Genomic DNA, 22,633 nt, shown 5'->3' on the forward strand with positions numbered 1-22,633 from the left:
TGGTTTTAGAAGTCTAAAAGATCTAGAATCAAATAGGATCAAACAGCCGGAGAGGACCTCTAGGTTCTCTCCTTTTTCAAAGGAGAAATGATACCGCTTACTCATGTACGCGGATGAAAGGAATAGGAGAAAGATGGATAGACATTTTTTTGAGAAACGCTGTCACTATAGTATAAGAAAATTTGCAATCGGTGCAGCCTCCGTTATGATTGGTGCTAGTATCTTTGGTGCCAATATGGTTCAGGCGGCAGAAACAGCAGCGCCTTCAGAAACAGAGGGAAGCATCACCCATGTTCAAGCACTGGATAAGTTACCTGATGATTTAGCCGCTGCGCTTGAAAAGGCGAATGCGGAAGCTGCAACAGAAGCAAGTCATGAAGAGACTCCAGCGACTGACGAAGGAAGCAATCCTGCAACAAGTGAAGAGGCAAAACCAGAGACAAGTCCTGCAAGTCCTAAGCCAGCAGAAACGCCGAAACCGGTTGAAACACCAAAGGCAGACAATAAACCAGCTGAAACTGCTACGCCCGCACCAAAACCAGCTGAAAAGCCAATCGAAGATAGAGAAGATGTCAACCATCTCGAAGGTGCTACTGCTCAGGCGAGCAACCATGAGACTGGTACCAACTTTACTGCGGATAAGGCCATCGACGGAGATGACAATACTCGTTGGGCTACAGACAAAGATGTACCAAAACCAACTTTTGAACTAACTCTGCCAAAGACTACCTTGATCAAACATGTAGAAATTGATTGGGATCGTCGTCTTCGTAATGGGCAAAATGACCCCAATATCAAATCTTGGAGTCTCTACTACGCAGGTCAAGAAGACGTGGGCGCTAATGGAGAAAAACAATGGAAACTAGCTCATACCAAAACTGGAGATCCAGTTTTAGACGAGAAAGTAGACCTGGCTGACAGTATCCAAGCTAAGTATCTCAAATTGGAGATCAATGATTACCAAGCGGGGACAATGGGCTGGAGAAACGTTGGAATCCAAGAAATTCGAGCTTATTCTAACGTTCCGGACCATAGTAAGGTAACGGATATCCGCCAAGTAACAGAACTAACAGTAGCAGAAGACGGACAGTCTCTTGTCTTGCCTAGTCTACCAGGGAAAGTCAGTCTCATCGGAAGCAACAAACAAGGTGTAATTGACCTTCAAAATCGTATCCATAAACCTCTGACAGATCAACGCGTTAAGGTTATGGTGCAGCAAATCAAAGACAGCCATACTTTCACTAAGGAATTTGAAGTAGTCATCAAGGGTCTACATCAGGACGAGGGTGTGGGTGTGAAACCAAAAGTAGCACCAGCTGTTCAACAATGGTATGGGAAAGAAGGTCAATCTTCTATCACTTCAGATACAGTTCTTGCGACAGGAGATTCAGGCTTTGATCAGGCTGCAACCTTCTACCAGTCAGACCTTGCAAGCCGTGGATTGGAACTGGCAACAGGTGACAAACAGGCTCAAAAACGAATCGAATTTAAAAAGGTTGAAAACAAGGGTTACGGTAAGGAAGGCTATGGCATCACTATCCAAGATGATGTGATTACCATCGAAGCTGCAACAAACACAGGAGCCTTCTACGCAACTCGTACGCTTCTTCAAATGGGAGAAACAGACCTACAAAATGGCGAAATTCGTGATTTCCCAAGTTTCAGCCACCGTGGCTTTATGCTAGATACAGGTCGTAAATTTATCCCTTATGACACCCTTGTAGACATCATGCTAAACATGGCCTACTACAAGATGAACGACTTGCAGTTGCACCTTAATGATAACTATATCTTCCTTAAGGAACACTTGGCAGGTAAGAATTTAAGTCCAGAAGAACAACTCAAGTATGTACTTGAACATGCCAAGACTGGTTTCCGTTTGGAGACAGATATTGTCGGTAAGAATGGTCAAAAATTAACATCAGATGAGCATTATACCAAGGAAGAAATGCAAAACCTGATTAAATTGGCCAAGGCCTTGCATATCAACCTAGTGCCGGAAATTGACACACCAGGTCATGCCTTGTCCTTTGTCAAAGTTCGCCCAGACCTCATGTATCAAGGTAGCCTGAGCGATTATGCAGGCAAGCACAATGTCGAACGAGTTGCCATGCTAGACTTGGATACTAAGTATGAAGAAACTCTTAAATTTGTCAAATCCGTCTATGACAAACTCCTAGATGGCCCAGATGCCCCTTTGCATGGTGTATCCACTGTTCATATCGGAACGGACGAATACTATGGTAGCAGAGAAAGTTACCGTCGCTATGTCAATGACCTTATCAAATACATTAAAGGAAAAGGCTATACCCCTCGTATCTGGGGCTCGCTCAGTGCGAAACGTGGGAACACTCCTGTTGATTGGAACGGAGTAGAAGTTGATATTTGGAGTATTCATTGGCAACGACCAAATGAAGCCATTGCTCAGGGAGCTAAGATTATCAACATCACGGATGTACCTACATATAGTGTACCAAGTGGAAGCAATAGTCAAGCAGCCTATGGGGACTATGCCAACTACGAACGTCAGTACAATAGCTGGACACCGAATGATTTCAGAACAGGTGGAGGTCCGCTTCTAGCAGCTTCTCATCCAAGTATTATTGGTGGTGGGCACGCAGTTTGGAATGACAATATCGACCTTCATGAGACAGGTTTGACCTCTTATGATATCTTTAAACGCTTCTTCAAGAGCATGCAAACTACTGCAGAACGTACTTGGGGATCTGATCGTGCGGCTGCGACCTTTGCAGAACGTACCCTACCAACTAGCCCTTATGCACCACAGTCAAATCCTGATAGAGCGATTAATCAAAGTGATTTGTTTACCATCAATTCTGAAACAGTCAAGAACTATGCAAGCAAGAAAGTGAAGACAAGCGAGCAGGGGTTGGCTTTTGAGAAAGACAGCAGTATCGAAGGCTTGGCAGGTGATGTTGGTCCAAGTCACGTCTTGAAGTTTGATGTGACTGTTACTGGAGATGGGGAACAAACCTTCTCAACAAGTGGTGACAACCGTATCTATCTAGCTGATAAAGACGGCTACCTTGCTTACCAGTTTGAACAGTTCCATATCCAGTTCAAGAAAAAACTTGAGAAGAACAAACGTTATCAAATCTCTATTGTGACCAAACCACAATCAACTGAAGTCTATGTGGATGGTGAGAAGATTGAGCGTATCGCAAATCCAGCCTACCCTCGCTTTGCCCACAATAGCTTGGTTCTACCACTTGAAAGCATCGGTGGCTTCAAAGGAATTCTGCATAGTGCAGAGTTGTCAGACAAACCATTTGTAAATCCTCGTTTGATTTCGAATGATAAGATTACAGCAACCGCAAGCAGTCAGCAACTTCCAGGAAATGCGACTGAAGGCGCTGTTGAAAAGGCCTTTGACAATGATCCAAATACCTTCTGGCATACTAAGTGGACTGGTGACACTGCGCCATACACTCTTACTATGACCTTGAAAGAAGCAGAAAAAGTCAATGGCTTGACTTATCTCCCACGTCCTGGTGGTGGAAATGGTGTCGTTACCCGCTACGAAATCTACGCACAAAAAGATGGCCAAATGGTCAAGGTTTCAGAAGGAAGCTGGGACAACAACGCCCAAGAAAAAACAGTCAACTTTGCGGCGGTACATACCAACAAGATTGAGTTAAAAGTATTGGAAGGCGTTGGTGGTTTTGCAAGTGCAGCTGAAGTTCATCTATTGAAACCTGCCAAAGAAGGACAAGAAACACCTGAACCAAGCCAGCCTCAACCACCATCTACTCCTGAAAAACCAAAAGTAGACCAAACTGGTGATGGAACAGTTGAATTGGCGGATCAATTCACTGCAAGCAAACCAGCTAGCGAAGACAGCATTGCAGCTGCTAGCAAGAGCAATGACTATCTTAAGAAAGAGTACAAGGTCTTCCCAACGCCACAAAAAGTGACCTATGGCGAAGGTGTTACGGCTCTTCGTAAGCAAGTCAATCTGGTTATGGGCGATCAACTCGATATCTATACTCGCAATCGTTTGAAGAGTGTCTTGCAGGACAATCAAGTATCTTATACAACTGGTAAGGCGGCAATCGCTGGTGCAACCAATATCTATCTTGGAGTGCATGGACAAGGTTCACAAGCAGAACAAAACTTGTCTAACGTTTCAGCAGGCCTCTTTGATAAGATTGATGCCTATGCCTTGACGATTAAGGATAACTCGATTTCCATCGTCGGAAAAGACACAGATGCGGTCTTCTATGGTTTGACAACCTTGAAACACATGCTCAAGGAAAGTCAAGTTCCAGTCCTTCGCAATGTGACAGTAGAAGATTACGCAGAGCTCAAGAACCGTGGTTTCATCGAAGGTTACTATGGAAATCCATGGTCTAACGCAGATCGTGCAGAACTCATGCGTTTTGGTGGCGATTTGAAATTGAACCAATACTTCTTTGCACCAAAAGATGATCCATACCACAACAAGAAATGGCGAGAACTCTATCCAGAAGAAAAATTAGCTGAAATTCATGAACTTGCTCGTGTCGGAAATCAAAGTAAAACCCGCTATGTCTGGACCATCCACCCATTCATGAACAACCGTATCCGTTTTGGAAATGAAGCGCATTACCAAGAAGATTTGGCAACCATCAAGGCTAAATTTACCCAGTTGATGAAAGTGGGTGTCCGTGAGTTTGGTATTCTAGCAGATGATGCACCGAGCCCAGTCGGAGGCTACAATAGCTACAACCGCTTGATGAAAGATATGACGGATTGGTTGACTGAAATGCAGGGAACTTACAGCGGTCTTCGTAAAGAAATGATCTTTGTTCCTGGTCAGTATTGGGGTAATGGACGTGAAGATGAGTTGAAATCCCTCAATGAAAATCTCCCAAGTTCAGCATCCATGACCTTGACGGGTGGTAAGATTTGGGGTGAAGTCTCTGAAAGCTTCCTTTCCACTCTCAAGAACAATCTATCCGCAGGTGGCAAGACCTATCGCCCAGTTTCACTTTGGATTAACTGGCCGGTAACAGACAACTCTAAACAACACTTGATTCTAGGCGGTGGTGAGAAATTCCTTCATCCAAATGTGGATCCAAGCTTGCTATCTGGTATCATGTTGAACCCAATGCAACAGTCTGAACCATCTAAGATAGCCCTCTTTTCAGGAGCTCAATACTCATGGAAACAGTGGAAATCAGAAGAAGAAGCTAAGAAAATCAATGACATTGCCTTCAACTTTGTAGAAAATGGTCATTTTGAAGATAGCAAGGTATCAGCAGCCTTCCGCGAACTTGGTAAGCACATGATCAACCAAAACATGGATAATCGTGTCGTCAAACTAGAAGAATCTGTAGATTTGGCTCCAAAATTAACAGACTTCATGACCAAACTCAAAGCAGGTCAGGATGTGACTGCAGAACGTGCAGCCTTGCGTGCAGAATTTGCCAAGATTAAAGAAGCAGCTGAACTCTATAAAGCATCAGGCGATAAAAAAATGGTTGCCCAAATCCACTATTGGTTGGATAATGCAATCGACCAAATGAATGCTCTCGATGCCTTCCTTACAGGAACTGAAGCCATGGCTACAAACGATGCAGCCAAACTCTGGGATAGCTACTATAAAGGATTGAAATTGTATGAACAGTCTCAAACTCACACCTTCCACTATGTAGACCATATGGAAAAAGCTGAATTGGGTGTTCAACATATTCGTCCATTTATCCTATCCTTGAAGGAAGTTCTAGCATCTGAAGTTCAAAAAGTCTTGCATCCAGACCAAATCATCAGCACCTTTATCACCAATCGAACAGGTGTAGAAGGTGGTTTGGCAGAAGTAACGGATGGCGACTTGGCAACCCATGCGATTATTAAATCACCAAACAGCATCAAGACAGGTGATTATATTGGTATGAAGTTCAACAAGCCGGTATCAATCCAAACCTTGACCTTTGCTATGGGAACGCAGGCAAATCCACGTGATACCTTTAGTAAGGCAGAAGTGCAGTATCAAGATGAAAATGACAACTGGGTAACCTTGAAAGAGCCAAGCTATGTCGGAAATGAATCCCTTCTTAAGTTTGAAAATCTCACTATCAAGGCCAAAGCAGTTCGTATGATTGCGACAGCAGATCGTGAAAATACCTGGTTTGCAGTTCAGGAAATTGCAGTTAACCGTCCAGTTGAAAAAGCTCGTAGCCAACAAGCAACGACAGTTAGTCTAAGTTCAAACTTAGTTTACAAACTAAATACCTCAGCCCGTCAAATCACTGATGGCAAGGACAATACAGAAGCCATGATGGCAAATGCTGACGGTAGTAATACCACTCCAGTAGATGCCTGGGCACAACTGGACCTCGGTGAAGTCAAGTCAGTCACTAAAGTACGACTTCGCCAAGGAACGGGTGATAAACTTGCAGCAGGTGTGCTTGAGTATTCTACAGACGGTACTACTTGGCAGGAACTCGATCGCTTGTCAGGTGAGCAAACCAAGGAAGTGACTAGAGCAATCAATGCTCGTTACATCCGAGTACGCAATACTAAGGCGCTCGACCTCTGGTGGCGTATCCAAGACTTCTCTGTTGAGACACGCTCTGGAAACAGTGAGTTGACGGACACCAACGTCGATGCCTTGAAGGAAACGCCGGTAGTGGATAGTTTGGGACATTATGAGCTTCAAATTCCAGCTGGAACCAAACTTCCTGCAAATAGCTATCTAGGTATGAAACTCGACCGTATCCATCAGGTCAAGAGCATCCAGCTCCAAGGCCAAGCCAACCCAGCTCTTAGCCTTGAGTACTCTGCAAACGCTCAAGAATGGCTGCCAGCTAGCCAGTTGACAGACAGATCTGCAGCAAGCCACTTAGTACGTTATGTGCGTCTGGTCAACAAAACAGATCAGGAACAAGCTATTACAGCAACTTCTCTTCTTGTGACGACTAAAGAAGTGCAACCAACAAAATTGGAATCAACTTCAATGGGAATTCACCCAGCATATGGTAGCAATGATGTTCGTAAACTGAACAACCTAGATCAATTATTTGATGGTGTTTACAACAACTTCGTTGAGTTTTCAGACTATGCTCGTAAAGATGGTCATGTGACCTTGAAACTTGGCAGCGAACGCACTATCAAGAAGATTAGAGCCTATATCCAAGACGGAACGCAAAACTATCTTCGTGATGGTAAAATTCAAGTCAGCCAAGACGGTAAAACTTGGACTGATGTCGTTACAGTAGGAGATGGTGTGGCCAATAGCACACACGATGATTCATTGACAGATGGTTGGACACATGATTCTAAGATGCCAGGAAATCGCTACATCGAGGGCGAATTGACGACACCAGTCAAAGCCAACTATCTCCGTGTCCTCTATACGGCAGACTATGATGCCCGTTTTGTAGGCTTTACAGAATTGGTCATCAACGATGGTGAATTTGTCAAACCAATCAATGATCCAACAGTAGAAGGAAGTGGTGGAGAAAGCCAAGGCAACCTTTATAATAATCTTGTAGACGGAAAAGTCTTGACTAGCTATAAGTCTGAAAAAGAGAAGGGCGAGTTGGTTTATCACTTGTCTGAGCCGACCAATGCTAACCACCTTCGTCTCGTTTCCAGTCTTCCTGAAGGAGCTAAGGCACGTGTTCTTGCTAGAACACTCAAGGATGGTCAAGACAGTTGGACAGACCTCGGTGCCATTACATCTAGTCTCCAAACCTTCGCTATCCGAAATGGCGGCTCTCTTTTAGACGTCAAATTAGTCTGGGAAGGTGGCAAGGCCGAGTTTTATGAATTGGCGAGCTTCCATCAAGAATTAACAGAAGAACCTGTTCAATCAAGTAAGGGCGAAGAGCCAGCACCTGTTCTTGAGGTTCCTGAATTCACAGGCGGTGTCAATTCAGTTGAAGCCCTAGTACATGAACTTCCAGAGTACACAGACCCAGTAGCAACGGTAGGTGACCAAGCTGCTCCGACAGTAGAGAAACCTGAGTTCAAGGGCGGTGTCAATGCAGTTGAAGCTCTAGTACATGAACTTCCAGAGTACACAGGTCCAGTAGCGACAGTAGGTGACCAAGCTGCTCCGACAGTAGAGAAACCTGAGTTCAAGGGCGGTGTCAATGCAGTGATGGCTCTAGTGCATGAATTGCCAGAATACACAGGCCCAGTAGCGACAGTAGGCGACCAAGCTGCTCCAACAGTAGAGAAACCTGAGTTTAAACTTAGCTCACTTGCTTCAGATGAAGGTAAGAAACCGGCACCGGATCTAAAACAAGAAGTGACGAACCGAGAAACAGCTGAACAAAGCTTGCCAGCAACTGGTGAGAGTCAATCTGACACAACCCTCTTCCTAGCAGGAGTTAGCCTAGCCCTATCTGCTCTCTTTGTAGCAAAAACGAAGAAAGATTAGGATTATAAAACCTTCTAAGATTGACTAAGAGTATATTCTCTAAATCAATAATAGTGAGGTTTATAGAATAGAAAAACCTGAGAAGATTTTTTCTCAGGTTTTTCGAATTTAATAAAAAAGAAAGTTTGTATGGTATGAAAAAAATCCACCCAATTTTGGGTGGATCATATTTTATGGTTGTGCTGGTTGCGGGTTCTGGTTCTGGTTTTGTTGACCAGGAGTGGTATTCGGTTGTTGCGTATTGTTCTCGCTTGTACCTGAATTTGGAGTTGTTGTACTTGCTTGTGTACTAGAACTCTCTGAAGTTGAGCTAGAGCTTTCAGGTGTTGGACTTTGCTGAGGAGCAGGAGCAGTCCAAGCAGGACGTGCACCTTTTTTAAAGACAAATTCTCCACCTCTGTAGAGTCCTTCTGGCATAGTCCAGTCGCCAGGATGATCATCTTCAGATAGATAAGTCATCATCGAACGGTAAACCTTAGCAGCAACATAGAAGCCATCACCAACAATAGGAGTCAGGCGGTTCGAGTAACCAGTCCAAACGGCCATTGAATATTTACGGGTATAGCCAACAAACAATTCGTCAGGAGCTACATAACCAGTGTTCTTGACGTAGTTTTCAATCTCATCATCCGTGTAGTTTGATGTACCAGTTTTACCGGCTTGAGGTAGCCAAGGGAGATAAGCGCCACGACCAGTTCCGTATGACAAGACAGTTTTCATCATATCCGTCATCATATAGGCTGTTGTCTCTTTCATGGCACGAGTACCAGGATCAGAGAATTCTTTTGAACTGCCATCACTGAAGACAATTTTGTTGATATACATCGGCTTGCGGTAGATACCACCGTTAGCAAAAGCTGCGTAAGCAGCAGCCATCTTTTCGCTACTTGCTCCATACTTTTTATTAGATTCAGTTGTATTACTTGAAATGGCATTTGCATAGTGCATATCTGGATAGTCAATACCAAGTCCATTTAGGAAGGTTTTGGCTCTGTCTAAACCAACTTTATTCAAGGTTTCTACGGCTGTAACATTTCGTGATTGTTGGAGCGCATATTGGATGGTAATATTTCCAAAGTAACTTCTATCCCAGTTGTAGACGGGAGTGTCTGTTCCAGGATAATTGTAAGGAACATCGTGAACAATTGAAGCAGTTGAATCATAGATATCGTACTCCAAAGCAGGTGCATAATCTGTGATTGGCTTCATCGTTGATCCCCAGTCTCGGTTGGTTTCAACAGCTTGATTGATTCCAAAAGAAACATTGCTTGATTGGTGACGAGAACCTAATTGGGCAATGACTTTCCCGTTTGTCACATCAACGATTGTTGATGCCACTTGCATTTCATCATCTGGATAGTTGACATACTCGTCAGTATTGTAGATATCCCAGAGATGTTGTTGAACTTTAGGATCAACGTTGGTGTAGACATCCATACCAGTCGTTAAGAGATTGTAGCCTGTTTCTTGTTCGACTTGATCGATTACCTCTTTGAGATAGTTGTCCATGTGTGGAGGATAACTATTAGCCGATTTTAGACTTTGAAGTCCGTCCGTAATTGGAGTATTGATTGCTTTTTCATACTGCTCAGCTGAAATGTAACCTTGTCCCTTCATCTCAGAGAGGACGAGATTGCGTCGTTCTTGAGCCGCTTCTGGATGTGAGTATGGATCATACTGATTTGGCGCCTGAGGCATTCCGGCAAGGAGAGCCAACTGCGGGATACTCAAATCTTTGAGGTCCTTGCCATAGTAATTTTGGGCAGCAGTTTGCATACCATAGTTACCGTTTGACATGTAGACCTTGTTGATGTAGTAGGTCAGGATTTCTTGCTTAGTTGCTTTTTGTTCTAGTTGAACGGCCAGCCAAGCTTCTTGAGCCTTACGTGAAAGGGTCTGGTCCGACGTTGATGTAGAGAAATAAGTTAATTTAATCAGCTGCTGCGTTAAGGTTGAAGCTCCCTGAAGGCCTCCACCACCACGAAGATTTCGTAGAGTGGCACCGAGGATACGAATAGTATCAACCCCACGGTGATTAAAGAAACGATGGTCTTCAATTGAGACGATGGCATTAACCAACTCAGTAGGGATTTCGTTTGCTTGCGCATTGACCCGACGTTCTGATCCAAGATCGGCAATGAGTTCATCGTTTTTGTCATAGATCTTGCTAGACGTTGTAGCGACTAGTTTACTTTCAGATAGGGCCGGAGCCTTGCTGACATAGTAGAGGAAGAGTCCCCCGCCTAGCACAACTGCTGCGATAAATACAGTTAAGAGACAGATACTGACATACTTAGCTATTCGCAGGAAAAATTGTTTGTTCATCTTGTTTTACCACCCAGTAAATGTTCTTTGATAATATCGAGATAGGGAATCTGAGGAAAGGCACCAGGCTCAATCCTATATCCATTTTCTTGAATATATCCAAGTGGCATTGACTTTTGTCCCATATCTTGATGATAGAAACGAATCAAGTCAATGGCCGGCAATAAGTAGGTTTCTTGCTGAGAAGAAAAGTGAAGGAGTACAAAGCAGATCCCTTGTTGGGCAAGGACTTGTTCCATGTGTTGGATCTGATGGAGATGAAAATTCTTCATCGGAATCGCATGTTTCTGCCTAGTTTCCTTTGCTTCAAAGTCGATGTAGTATCCATCATAAACCCCCGAATAGTCTGTTGTTGAGGCCTGTCTGAAGTAGGCTTCAACGATCTTGGCTCGACTTCTTTGGGGATAATCGACACGTACGATTTGGATGGGAGTCGGTTTCTTGTGGATAACAGCCAGCCCATGCGACAAGTAGTAGTCGTTCGTAGCATTGATCATCTTTTCAAAGGACATCCCCCGATTTGCGAAATTTTTAGTTTTTGAAAGGGATGGTTGTCTTTTTTGTGATGAAATTTTATGTGGATAGTTGACCATAATTCTCCTTATTGGTACAATAACATCACTCTATTATACCATAAAAGTATACAGAAAGGATGAAAAAATGCATACAGCCTTGATTTTAGGCTATTCTGCCTTCGACCTTGGTCTCTTTAATGACAAGGATATTCGTATTGACATTATCAAAAAAGCCATTGGTAGAGACTTGGAAGGTCTAGCAGAGGAAGGGGTGACCTGGCTTGTCTTTACAGGGACTCTGGGTTTTGAATACTGGGTGCTTCAAGTAGCTAAAGAAATGAAAGAAGACTATGGATTTCAATTGGCGACCATTTTTGATTTTGAAACCCATGGCAGTAATTGGAATGAAGCAAATCAAGCCAAATTGAGTGAGTTTAAGCAGGTTGACTTCGTCAAATATGCCTATCCACAATATGAGCACAAGGGGCAACTGCGTGATTATCAGAAATTTCTGCTGGAGAATACAGATACTTGTTATCTTTTTTACGACGAAGAAAAGGAAACCAAGTTACGATATTTTTACCAAATGATGAAAAATCAAGCGGACTATGTTACAAGACGATTAACATTTGAGGACTTGAATGAAATAGTAGAAAATTTTTCCGAAAAGTAAGGCTTTGACCTTGATTTTTACTTGTCTTTTTTTATATAATAATACTAGTAACCCAGAATGGAGAGAGACATGGCAAGTATTATATTTTCAGCGAAAGATATTTTTGAACAAGACTTCGGACGTGAAGTTCGTGGATATAGCAAAGCAGAAGTGGATGAATTCCTTGATGATGTGATTAAGGATTATGAGACTTATGCAGCTTTGGTCAAATCTCTTCGTCAAGAGATAGCGGATTTGAAGGACGAATTGTCTCGTAAACCACAGTCAGTTCCAACTCAGCCTGATTCTATCGAAGTTACCGCTTCTACCTCGATGACAAACTTTGATATCTTGAAACGATTGAATAGACTCGAAAAAGAAGTGTTTGGTAAACAAATTTTAGACAACGAAGATGTATAATTGAGTGTCTATCAAGTGCATAAATGCAATTTTTGGATAATCGCGTGAAGAGATTCTCTTTTCATGAGGAAAGTCCATGCTAGCACAGGCTGTGATGCCTGTAGTGTTTGTGCTAGGCGAAACCATAAGCCTAGGGACGAGAGATCGTTACGGCAGCCGAAATGGCTAAGTCTTCGGATAAGTCAGATTAGGCTTGAAAGTGCCACAGTGACGGAGTCTCTCTGGAAACGGAGAGAGTGGAACGCGGTAAACCCCTCAAGCTAGCAACCCAAATTTTGGTCGGGGCATGGAGTGCACGGAAACGAACGTAGTACTCTGACTGCTAGTAGCTAGATGCTGTTAGTGGTAGACAGATGATTATCGAAGGAAGTGGTCCTAGTCACTTCTGGAACAAAACATGGCTTATAGAAAATTGCATATAGGTTGGGGCTGAGAAATCTTTCTCAACCTCATTTTTTAAAGTGAACAAAAGAAAGGTCTTACAAGACTGTAAAATGAAAAAAGAATTTAATTTAATCGCAACTGCTGCAGCGGGTCTTGAGGCTGTCGTTGGACGTGAGGTGCGAGAACTAGGCTATGATTGCCAGGTTGAAAACGGCCGTGTTCGTTTCCACGGTGATGTGCGGGCAATCATTGAGACCAATCTTTGGCTTCGTGCAGCGGATCGCATCAAGATTGTAGTTGGAAACTTCCCTGCAAAGACCTTTGAAGAGCTCTTTCAAGGAGTTTTTGCTCTAGATTGGGAAAACTATCTCCCGCTAGGTGCACGTTTCCCGATATCAAAGGCAAAATGTGTGAAGTCTAAACTCCATAACGAGCCCAGTGTTCAGGCTATTTCCAAGAAGGCCGTTGTCAAGAAACTGCAAAAACACTATGCCCGTCCAGAAGGTGTTCCCTTGATGGAAACTGGTCCCGAGTTTAAGATTGAGGTATCTATCCTGAAAGATGTGGCAACTGTCATGATTGACACGACAGGTTCTAGCCTTTTTAAACGTGGTTATCGTACGGAAAAGGGTGGAGCTCCTATCAAAGAAAACATGGCAGCAGCCATTTTACAACTCTCAAACTGGTATCCAGACAAGCCTTTGATTGATCCAACCTGCGGTTCAGGAACCTTCTGTATCGAGGCGGCTATGATAGCTAAGAAGATGGCCCCTGGTCTTCGCCGTTCCTTTGCTTTTGAAGAATGGAACTGGGTCAGCGATCGGTTAATTCAAGAAGTGCGTACGGATGCTGCCAAGAAAATTGACCGTGAACTGGAACTGGATATCATGGGCTGTGATATAGACGCTCGTATGGTGGAAATTGCCAAAGCCAATGCCCAAGCAGCAGGTGTGGCAGGTGATATCACCTTTAAACAAATGCGGGTACAAGACTTGCGCTCGGACAAGGTAAATGGTGTCATCATCTCCAATCCGCCATATGGTGAGCGTTTGTCTGATGATGCAGGAGTTACCAAGCTATATGCTGAGATGGGACAAGTATTTGCGCCACTGAAAACCTGGAGTAAATTTATCCTGACCAGTGATGAAGCTTTTGAAAGTAAGTACGGAAGACCAGCTGATAAAAAACGAAAACTGTATAACGGGACCTTAAAAGTGGATTTATATCAATACTTTGGTCAGCGTGTGAAACGTCAGGAGGTAAAATAGAAAGGTGAACTCATGAGTAAGAAAAGACGTGATCGTCATAAAAAAGGACATCAAGAACCCAAATTTGACTTTGATGAAGCAAAAGATTTGACTGTTGGTCAAGTGATTCGTAAGAATGAAGAGGTGGAGGCAGGAGTATTGCCTGAGGACAATATCTTGGACAAATACATCAAACAACACCGTGAAGAGATTGAAGCTGACAAGTTTGAAACTCGTCAGTTTAAAAAAGAAGAACTAGCTTCCACTCAAAGTTTAGAAGACATGATTCAAGAAGTGCGAGAATCTAGCGAGGCTTCTGAAGAAGTTGAAGAAACACATCTTGTTACGGAGGAAGTTTCTGGCGATACAGAGGAAACGGAGGCTGCTAGTGTTGTTCTGTCTCCTCTAGATGAAGAAAATGAAGAACTGGAACCACTTGTATTAACCAACACATCAACAGAAGAAGAGACAGAAAGTCTAGAAGAGGAAGAAGTGATTGTTCCTCTATCACGCTCGGCTCAGGCAGAGCCTGAGAAAGGCTCTAAGAAGAAAGGTGTCATCATCATTGCCTCAGTGGTGGCTGCAATTCTTGTTCTTGCTGGAACGTATTATGTCTACCGACAAGTATCTCGTTCAAATCAAGAAATTCAGGCTTCTCAATCATCTTCAAGCAATCAGGAATCGCAAACCGACTTGCAAGAGTTTAATACGCTCTATGATGCCTTTTATACAGATGAAAATAAGACAGCTTTGAAAAATAGCCAGTTCGATAAGTTGAGTCAACTGAAAACCTTGCTAGATAAGTTAGAAGGTAGTCGTAATCATACATTAGCTAAGTCAAAATACGATAGTTTAGCAACTCAAATCAAGGCCATCCAAGATGTCAATGCCCTCTTTGAAAGTCCGGCAATCACTGACGGTGTCTTGGATACCAATGCGAAAGCTAAAGCAGACGCTAAGTTTACAGAAATCAAAACAGGTAACACAGAATTAGACAAGCTCTTGGATAAAGCTATTAGCCTCGGTAAGAGCCAACAAACAAGTGCTTCAAGTTCAAGTTCAAGCTCTAGTCAAGCAAGTTCAAGTTCAGCTACAGAAAGCAATGCGAGCAGCACGACGCCTTCAACAAGTACCACAGCACCAGCTAGAGAAACGAATGGTGGTTTGTCTAGCGATGGTGTCAACCTTCAAAGAAGTGCTAGTCGTGTACCGTACAACCAAACAGCTGTAGACGATAGCAACAACCCTGCTTGGACGTTTGCGGATGGTGTTTTGGAACAAATCCTAGCAACATCACGTGCTCGCGGTTATATCACTGGCAACCAATATATCCTAGAACGGGTCAATATCGTAAACGGAAATGGTTATTACAACCTCTACAAACCAGATGGAACCTATCTTTTCACCCTCAACTGTAAGACGGGTTACTTTGTAGGGAATGGTTCTGGTCACGCTGACGACTTGGACTACTAGGAGACCGTTACAAAATTCTTTCCTTTCATAGGTAAAAATGATAAAATAAAACATATTAAACAAGAGGAGTGTCACATGACAAAAGCTAACTTTGGTGTCGTAGGTATGGCCGTGATGGGTCGTAACCTTGCCCTAAATATCGAATCTCGTGGCTATACAGTTGCCATTTACAACCGTAGTAAAGAAAAAACAGAAGATGTGATTGCTTGCCATCCTGAAAAGAACTTTGTACCAAGCTATGACGTGGAAAGCTTTGTAAACTCAATCGAAAAACCTCGTCGTATCATGCTCATGGTTCAAGCTGGACCTGGTACAGACGCAACTATCCAAGCCCTTCTTCCACACCTTGACAAGGGTGATATCTTGATCGACGGAGGAAACACTTTCTACAAAGATACCATCCGTCGTAACGAAGAGTTGGCTAACTCAGGCATCAACTTTATCGGTACTGGGGTTTCTGGTGGTGAAAAAGGTGCCCTTGAAGGTCCTTCTATCATGCCAGGTGGACAAAAAGAAGCCTACGAATTGGTTGCTGATGTTCTCGAAGAAATCTCAGCTAAAGCACCAGAAGATGGCAAACCATGTGTGACTTACATCGGTCCTGATGGAGCTGGTCACTATGTGAAAATGGTCCACAACGGTATCGAGTATGGTGACATGCAATTGATCGCAGAAAGCTATGACCTCATGCAACACTTGCTCGGTCTTTCTGCAGAAGATATGGCTGAAATCTTTACTGAGTGGAACAAGGGTGAATTGGATAGCTACTTGATTGAAATCACAGCTGATATTCTTGGACGCAAAGACGATGAAGGTCAAGCTGGACCAATCGTAGACTACATCCTTGATGCCGCAGGTAATAAGGGAACTGGTAAATGGACTAGCCAATCATCACTTGACCTTGGTGTGCCATTGTCACTTATCACTGAGTCAGTATTTGCTCGCTACATCTCTACATACAAAGAAGAGCGTGTACATGCTAGCAAGGTGCTTCCAAAACCAGCTGCCTTCAAGTTTGAAGGAGACAAGGCTGAGTTGATTGAAAAGATCCGTCAAGCCCTTTACTTCTCAAAAATTATCTCATACGCACAAGGTTTTGCCCAATTGCGTGTGGCTTCTAAAGAAAACAACTGGAACTTGCCATTTGCAGACATCGCATCTATCTGGCGTGATGGCTGTATCATCCGTTCTCGTTTCTTGCAAAAGATCACAGATGCTTACAACCGTGATGCAGATCTTGCCAACCTTCTCTTGGATGAGTACTTCTTGGATGTCACTGCTCAGTACCAACAAGCAGTGCGTGATATCGTAGCTCTTGCGGTTCAAGCTGGTGTGCCAGTGCCAACCTTCTCAGCAGCTATTACTTACTTTGATAGCTACCGTTCAGCTGACCTTCCAGCTAACTTGATCCAAGCGCAACGTGATTACTTTGGTGCCCACACTTACCAACGTAAAGACAAAGAAGGAACCTTCCACTACTCTTGGTATGACGAAAAATAAGTAGGTCTGCCATGGGGAAACGGATTTTATTACTTGAGAAAGAACGAAATCTAGCTCATTTTCTCAGTCTGGAACTCCAAAAAGAGCAATACCGTGTTGACTTGGTAGAGGAGGGGCAAAAAGCCCTCTCCATGGCTCTCCAGACAGATTATGACTTGATTTTACTGAATGCTCATCTGGGGGATATGACGGCCCAGGATTTTGCGGACAAGCTGAGTCGGACAAAACCAGCCTCAGTGATTATGGTCTTGGACCATCGCGAAGAATTGCAAGACCAGATTGAGACAATCCAGCGCTTCGCCGTTTCTTACATCTATAAGCCAGTGATTATTGATAATCTGGTAGCTCGTATTTCAGCGATTTTCCGAGGTCGGGACTTCATTGACCAACACTGTAGTCAGATGAAGGTTCCAACGTCTTACCGCAACCTACGTATGGATGTAGAACATCATACCGTTTATCGTGGCGAGGAGATGATTGCTCTGACGCGCCGTGAGTATGACCTCTTGGCTACTCTCATGGGAAGCAAGAAAGTCTTGACTCGTGAGCAGTTGTTGGAAAGTGTTTGGAAGTACGAAAGTGCGACAGAAACCAATATCGTGGATGTTTATATCCGTTATCTACGTAGCAAGCTTGATGTTAAAGGTCAAAAAAGCTACATTAAAACCGTTCGTGGTGTTGGTTACACCATGCAAGAATAGAAAAGCAGTTGCAGTTGTGTAACTGCTTTTTTTGAGGGATTTCTATATATTGACATACAGTCGGGTCTTTGCTACAATCAGTTATGGAGGAAGATCTAATGAAAAAATTTAAAATAATGACGCAAGTTGGACTGGCAGTCTTTTTCTTTGCTTTGCTAGCGACAAGCACCGTCTTTGCGGATGATGCTGATTCAGAAGGCTGGCAATTTGTCCAAGAAAATGGTAGAACCTACTACAAGAAGGGGGATCTCAAAGAAACGGCCTGGCGAGTGATTGATGGGAAGTACTATTATTTTGATCATGTATCAGGTGAGATGGTTGTTGGATGGCAGTATATTCCCATGCCAGATAAAGGTACTACAATTGGTCCTTACCCAAATGGTATCAGATTAGAATATATGCCAATGTCAAGATGGTACTACTTTGGTCAAGATGGGGTACTACAAGAATTTGTTGGCAAGCAAGTTTTAGAAGCGAAAACTGATACAAATATCGATAAATATCATGGTGAACAATATGATAGCCCAGCAGAGAAACGAGTCTATTATTTTGAAGACCAACGAAGTTATCACACCTTAAAAACTGGTTGGGTATATGACGACGGGCAATGGTATTATTTACAAAAGAATGGCGGATTCGAATCTCGTATCAACAGTTTAAAGGTCGGAGAACGAACGCGTGGCTGGATAAATGATGATTCGACTTGGTACTATCTAGATCCAACAACCGCTGCAATGCAAACAGGTTGGCAACATCTTGGTAATAAATGGTACTATCTCCGTTCATCAGGAGCAATGGCGACTGGCTGGTATCAGGTAGGCTCAACTTGGTATTATCTAGATGCTCAAAATGGTGATATGAAGACAGGTTGGGCTTATGTTTCTAACAGTTGGTACTATCTCCGTTCATCAGGAGCTATGGCAACAGGTTGGTATCAAGAAGGTTCAACTTGGTATTATCTAAACGCAAATAATGGTGACATGAAGACAGGCTGGTTCCAGGTTAATGGCAAATGGTACTACGCTTATAGCTCAGGTGCCTTAGCAGTGAATACCACTGTAGATGGCTACTACGTCAACTATAATGGCGAGTGGGTTCAATAATGAAAGAGGCGATTGTAAAGGAAACAATCGCTTTTTTTGTGAAAATATAATAAAATAGATAGGAGAAATACTACTGTATGAAATGAGACGGTCTTTTCGTCTGGTTAAAGGAAAACATGACAAAAAAAGTTGGTGTCGGTCAGGCACATAGTAAGATTATTTTAATAGGAGAGCACGCTGTTGTTTACGGTTATCCAGCCATTTCCCTGCCTCTCTTAGAGGTGGAGGTGACTTGTAAGGTGGTCCCTGCTGAAAGTCCATGGCGTCTTTATGAGGAGGATACCTTGTCTATGGCGGTGTATGCTTCGCTTGAGCATCTAAATATCAAGGATGCTTGCATTCGTTGTCAGATTGACTCAGCTATTCCTGAAAAACGAGGGATGGGTTCGTCAGCAGCTATCAGCATAGCAGCCATTCGTGCGGTTTTTGACTACTATCAAGCCGAACTGCCTCATGATATACTAGAAATCTTGGTCAATCGGGCTGAGATGATTGCCCATATGAATCCAAGCGGGTTGGATGCTAAGACCTGCCTCAGTGACCAACCTATTCGCTTTATTAAAAATGTTGGATTTACAGAGCTTAAGATGGACCTATCCGCTTATTTGGTCATTGCAGATACGGGCGTGTATGGTCACACTCGTGAAGCCATCCAAGTGGTTCAAAGCAAGGGGAAGGATGCCCTACCGTTTTTGCATGCCTTGGGAGAATTGACCCAGCAGGCAGAAGATGCGATTAGACAAAAAGATGCTAAAAAACTGGGACAAATCTTCAGTCAGGCACATTTACATCTAAAAGAAATTGGTGTCAGTAGCCCTGAGGCAGATTCCCTCGTTGAAACGGCTCTGAGCGACGGTGCTCTGGGTGCCAAGATGAGTGGTGGTGGCCTAGGAGGTTGTATCATTGCCTTGGCAACCAATCTGGATCAAGCACAAGAACTAGCAAAACGATTAGAAGAGAAAGGAGCTGTTCAGACATGGATCGAAAGCCTGTAACAGTACGTTCCTACGCAAATATTGCCATTATCAAATACTGGGGAAAGAAAAAAGAAAAAGAGATGGTTCCTGCTACTAGCAGTATCTCTCTGACTTTGGAAAATATGTACACAGAGACGACCTTATCGCCTCTACCGACAGATGCGATTGCTGATGCCTTTTATATCAATGGTCAGCTCCAAAATGAGGCTGAGCATGCCAAAATGAGCAAAATCATTGACCGTTACCGTCCGGCTGGGGAAGGTTTTGTCCGTATCGATACCCACAACAACATGCCTACCGCAGCGGGCCTGTCCTCTAGTTCTAGTGGTTTGTCTGCCTTGGTCAAGGCTTGCAATGCTTATTTCCAGCTTGGTTTGGATCGGAGTCAGTTGGCACAGGAGGCTAAGTTCGCTTCAGGTTCGTCCTCTCGTAGTTTTTATGGGCCGCTCGGTGCCTGGGACAAGGATAGTGGGGAGATTTACCCTGTAGAGACAGACTTGAAACTAGCTATGATTATGTTGGTGCTAGAAGACAAGAAAAAACCAATCTCTAGCCGTGATGGGATGAAACTTTGTGTGGAAACTTCGACGACCTTTGATGACTGGGTGCGCCAGTCTGAAAAGGACTATCAGGAGATGCTGGTCTATCTCAAAGAGAATGATTTTGCTAAGGTTGGGGAATTAACGGAGAAAAATGCCCTAGCCATGCACGCTACGACCAAGACTGCTAGTCCAGCCTTTTCTTATCTAACGGATGCTTCCTATGAAGCCATGGACTTTGTTCGCCAGCTTCGTGAGCAAGGTGAAGCCTGTTACTTTACCATGGATGCCGGTCCCAATGTCAAGGTCCTCTGTCAAGAGAAAGATTTGGATCATCTATCAGAAATCTTCGGTCAACGTTACCGCCTGATTGTGTCAAAAACAAAGGATTTGAGCCAAGATGATTGCTGTTAAAACTTGCGGGAAACTCTATTGGGCAGGTGAGTATGCTATTTTAGAGCCAGGGCAGTTAGCCTTGATAAAGGCCATCCCCATCTATATGAAGGCTGAGATTGCTTTTTCTGAGAACTATCGTATCTACTCAGATCTGTTTGATTTCGCAGTGGACTTGACGCCAAATCCTGACTACGGCTTGATTCAGGAAACGATTGCTCTAGTGGAAGATTTCCTGACTTATCGAGGTCAGGAGCTAAGACCTTTTTCCTTGGAAATCCGTGGCAAAATGGAACGGGAAGGCAAAAAGTTTGGTCTGGGTTCTAGTGGTAGCGTCGTTGTCTTGGTGATCAAGGCCCTGCTGGCTCTATATGATACTACAGTTGATCAGGATTTCTTGTTCAAGCTGGCTAGCGCGGTCTTGCTCAAGCGAGGTGACAATGGTTCCATGGGAGACCTTGCCTGTATTGTGGCAGAAGATTTGGTTCTCTACCAGTCGTTTGATCGCCAGAAGATAGCTTCTTGGTTGGAAGAAGAAAACTTTGTTGCTGTTTTGGAGCGTGACTGGGCCTTTTCTATTTCACAAGTAAAACCAGCCATAGAATGTGATTTCCTAGTTGGATGGACCAAGGAAGTAGCTGTGTCTAGTGACATGGTCCAACAAATCAAACAAAATATCAATCCGAATTTTTTAACTTCCTCAAAAGCAACGGTGACTGCTTTGGTAGAAGCCTTGGAGCAGGGGAAAATAGAAAATATCATCGAGCAGGTGGAAACAGCCAGCCAGATTTTAGAAGGTTTGAGTCCAGATATTTACACGCCTTCGCTCAGACAGTTGAAAGAAGCCAGTCAAGATTTACGGGCTGTTACCAAGAGTAGTGGTGCTGGTGGTGGTGACTGTGGGATTGCCTTGAGTTTTGATGTGCAATCAACTGAAACCATAAAAAATCGCTGGGTCGATCTGGGGATTGAGCTTTTATACCAAGAAAGGATAGGATATGACGACAAATCGTAAGGACGAGCACATCCGCTATGCCCTTGAGCAGAAAAGTTCCTATAATAGCTTTGATGAGGTGGAGTTGATTCATTCTTCCCTGCCTCTTTACGATCTGGATGAGATTGATTTGTCTACAGAATTTGCTGGTCGAAAATGGGACTTTCCTTTTTATATCAATGCCATGACAGGTGGGAGCGATAAGGGGAGAGAAATCAATCAAAAGCTGGCTCAGGTGGCAGAATCATGTGGGATTTTGTTTGTGACGGGCTCTTATAGCGCAGCCCTCAAAGATCCAACAGATGACTCTTTTTCTGTCAAGACTAGCCATCCAAATCTCCTCCTTGGAACCAATATTGGATTGGACAAGCCTGTTGGACTTGGTTTGCAGACTGTGACGGAGATGAATCCGCTACTTTTACAAGTGCACGTCAATGTTATGCAGGAATTACTCATGCCGGAGGGAGAAAGGAAGTTCAGAAGCTGGCAGTCGCATCTAGCAGATTACAGTAAGCGCATCCCCGTCCCCATCATTTTAAAGGAAGTCGGTTTTGGCATGGATGCCAAGACCATCGAGAGAGCCTATGAACTGGGTGTTCGAACCGTTGACCTGTCAGGTCGTGGTGGCACCAGTTTTGCCTATATCGAAAACCGTCGCAGTGGTCAGCGTGATTACCTCAATCAATGGGGACAATCCACCATGCAAGCCCTTCTCAATGCCCAAGGCTGGAAAGACAAGGTCGAACTCTTGGTCAGCGGAGGCGTTCGGAACCCACTTGATATGATTAAGTGCCTGGTCTTTGGTGCCAAGGCTGTGGGATTATCACGAACCGTTCTGGAATTGGTTGAAACCTACTCGGTCGAGGAAGTGATTAGCATCATCCAAGGTTGGAAAGCAGATTTACGCTTGATCATGTGTTCCCTTAACTGTGCCACCATAGCGGATCTGCAAAACGTAGACTATATTCTTTATGGTAAACTAAAAGAAGCTAGAGATCAGATGTAGAGAGGTCGGGACAAG

The 22,633-nt window shown here is 43.7% G+C and carries 14 protein-coding genes and 1 other RNA gene; 13 read left to right on the forward strand and 2 right to left on the reverse strand.

What is annotated here, in order from left to right; all coding sequences use genetic code 11:
• Positions 1–133 precede the first annotated feature (133 nt).
• A complete protein-coding gene (locus ACVC7S_RS00135; protein WP_447265749.1) occupies positions 134–8,389 on the forward strand; it encodes an SIALI-17 repeat-containing surface protein in 8,256 nt (2,751 codons plus the stop codon).
• 171 nt (positions 8,390–8,560) lie between these two features.
• Here ACVC7S_RS00135 and pbp1a read toward each other — a convergent pair whose 3' ends face one another.
• Together pbp1a and recU are read right to left on the reverse strand one after the other, a co-directional pair.
• On the reverse strand, positions 8,561–10,714 hold the full coding sequence (gene pbp1a / locus ACVC7S_RS00140) for a penicillin-binding protein PBP1A (RefSeq protein WP_447265750.1): 2,154 nt from the start codon (positions 10,712–10,714) through the stop codon (positions 8,561–8,563).
• Positions 10,711–11,307 (reverse strand): Holliday junction resolvase RecU, encoded by a 597-nt coding sequence (gene recU / locus ACVC7S_RS00145; RefSeq protein ID WP_000248765.1) that lies wholly within the window; start codon positions 11,305–11,307, stop codon positions 10,711–10,713. The genes pbp1a and recU overlap by 4 nt, the downstream gene beginning before the upstream one ends.
• Positions 11,308–11,374: 67 nt before the next feature.
• Between recU and ACVC7S_RS00150 the strand changes: the two genes are divergently transcribed.
• The 12 genes from ACVC7S_RS00150 to fni all read left to right on the forward strand — a co-directional run bounded on the left by ACVC7S_RS00150 (position 11,375) and on the right by fni (position 22,618).
• Entirely contained in the window at positions 11,375–11,902 is a 528-nt protein-coding gene (locus ACVC7S_RS00150) for a DUF1273 domain-containing protein (RefSeq protein ID WP_096408281.1), read from the forward strand.
• 69 nt (positions 11,903–11,971) lie between these two features.
• Positions 11,972–12,301: a cell division regulator GpsB gene (gene gpsB / locus ACVC7S_RS00155; RefSeq protein ID WP_000146521.1), complete on the forward strand. Its 330-nt coding sequence runs from the start codon at positions 11,972–11,974 to the stop codon at positions 12,299–12,301.
• 28 nt (positions 12,302–12,329) lie between these two features.
• An RNA gene (gene rnpB / locus ACVC7S_RS00160) (RNase P RNA component class B) lies at positions 12,330–12,711 on the forward strand.
• Positions 12,712–12,795: 84 nt separating this feature from the next.
• Positions 12,796–13,953: a THUMP domain-containing class I SAM-dependent RNA methyltransferase gene (locus ACVC7S_RS00165; RefSeq protein WP_447265751.1), complete on the forward strand. Its 1,158-nt coding sequence runs from the start codon at positions 12,796–12,798 to the stop codon at positions 13,951–13,953.
• Between the two features lie 12 nt (positions 13,954–13,965).
• Positions 13,966–15,405, forward strand: a complete 1,440-nt coding sequence (gene mapZ / locus ACVC7S_RS00170; protein ID WP_447265752.1) for a cell division site-positioning protein MapZ — start codon at positions 13,966–13,968, stop codon at positions 15,403–15,405.
• Positions 15,406–15,480: 75 nt separating this feature from the next.
• Entirely contained in the window at positions 15,481–16,905 is a 1,425-nt protein-coding gene (gene gndA, locus ACVC7S_RS00175) for an NADP-dependent phosphogluconate dehydrogenase (protein ID WP_447265753.1), read from the forward strand.
• A gap of 11 nt (positions 16,906–16,916) precedes the next feature.
• Positions 16,917–17,606: a response regulator transcription factor gene (locus ACVC7S_RS00180; RefSeq protein ID WP_000518001.1), complete on the forward strand. Its 690-nt coding sequence runs from the start codon at positions 16,917–16,919 to the stop codon at positions 17,604–17,606.
• A 98-nt stretch (positions 17,607–17,704) separates the two neighbouring features.
• On the forward strand, positions 17,705–18,709 hold the full coding sequence (gene cbpJ / locus ACVC7S_RS00185) for a choline-binding protein CbpJ (protein WP_447265754.1): 1,005 nt from the start codon (positions 17,705–17,707) through the stop codon (positions 18,707–18,709).
• A 116-nt stretch (positions 18,710–18,825) separates the two neighbouring features.
• A complete protein-coding gene (gene mvk / locus ACVC7S_RS00190; protein ID WP_447265755.1) occupies positions 18,826–19,704 on the forward strand; it encodes a mevalonate kinase in 879 nt (292 codons plus the stop codon).
• Entirely contained in the window at positions 19,686–20,639 is a 954-nt protein-coding gene (gene mvaD / locus ACVC7S_RS00195) for a diphosphomevalonate decarboxylase (RefSeq protein WP_447265756.1), read from the forward strand. The genes mvk and mvaD overlap by 19 nt, the downstream gene beginning before the upstream one ends.
• On the forward strand, positions 20,626–21,633 hold the full coding sequence (locus ACVC7S_RS00200) for a phosphomevalonate kinase (RefSeq protein ID WP_447265757.1): 1,008 nt from the start codon (positions 20,626–20,628) through the stop codon (positions 21,631–21,633). Before mvaD ends, ACVC7S_RS00200 begins: the two co-directional genes overlap by 14 nt.
• Complete coding sequence (gene fni, locus ACVC7S_RS00205; protein ID WP_447265758.1) at positions 21,617–22,618, forward strand: type 2 isopentenyl-diphosphate Delta-isomerase; 1,002 nt, start codon at positions 21,617–21,619, stop codon at positions 22,616–22,618. The genes ACVC7S_RS00200 and fni overlap by 17 nt, the downstream gene beginning before the upstream one ends.
• Positions 22,619–22,633: the final 15 nt, after the last annotated feature.

The organism is Streptococcus sp. Z556 (assembly GCF_053010225.1).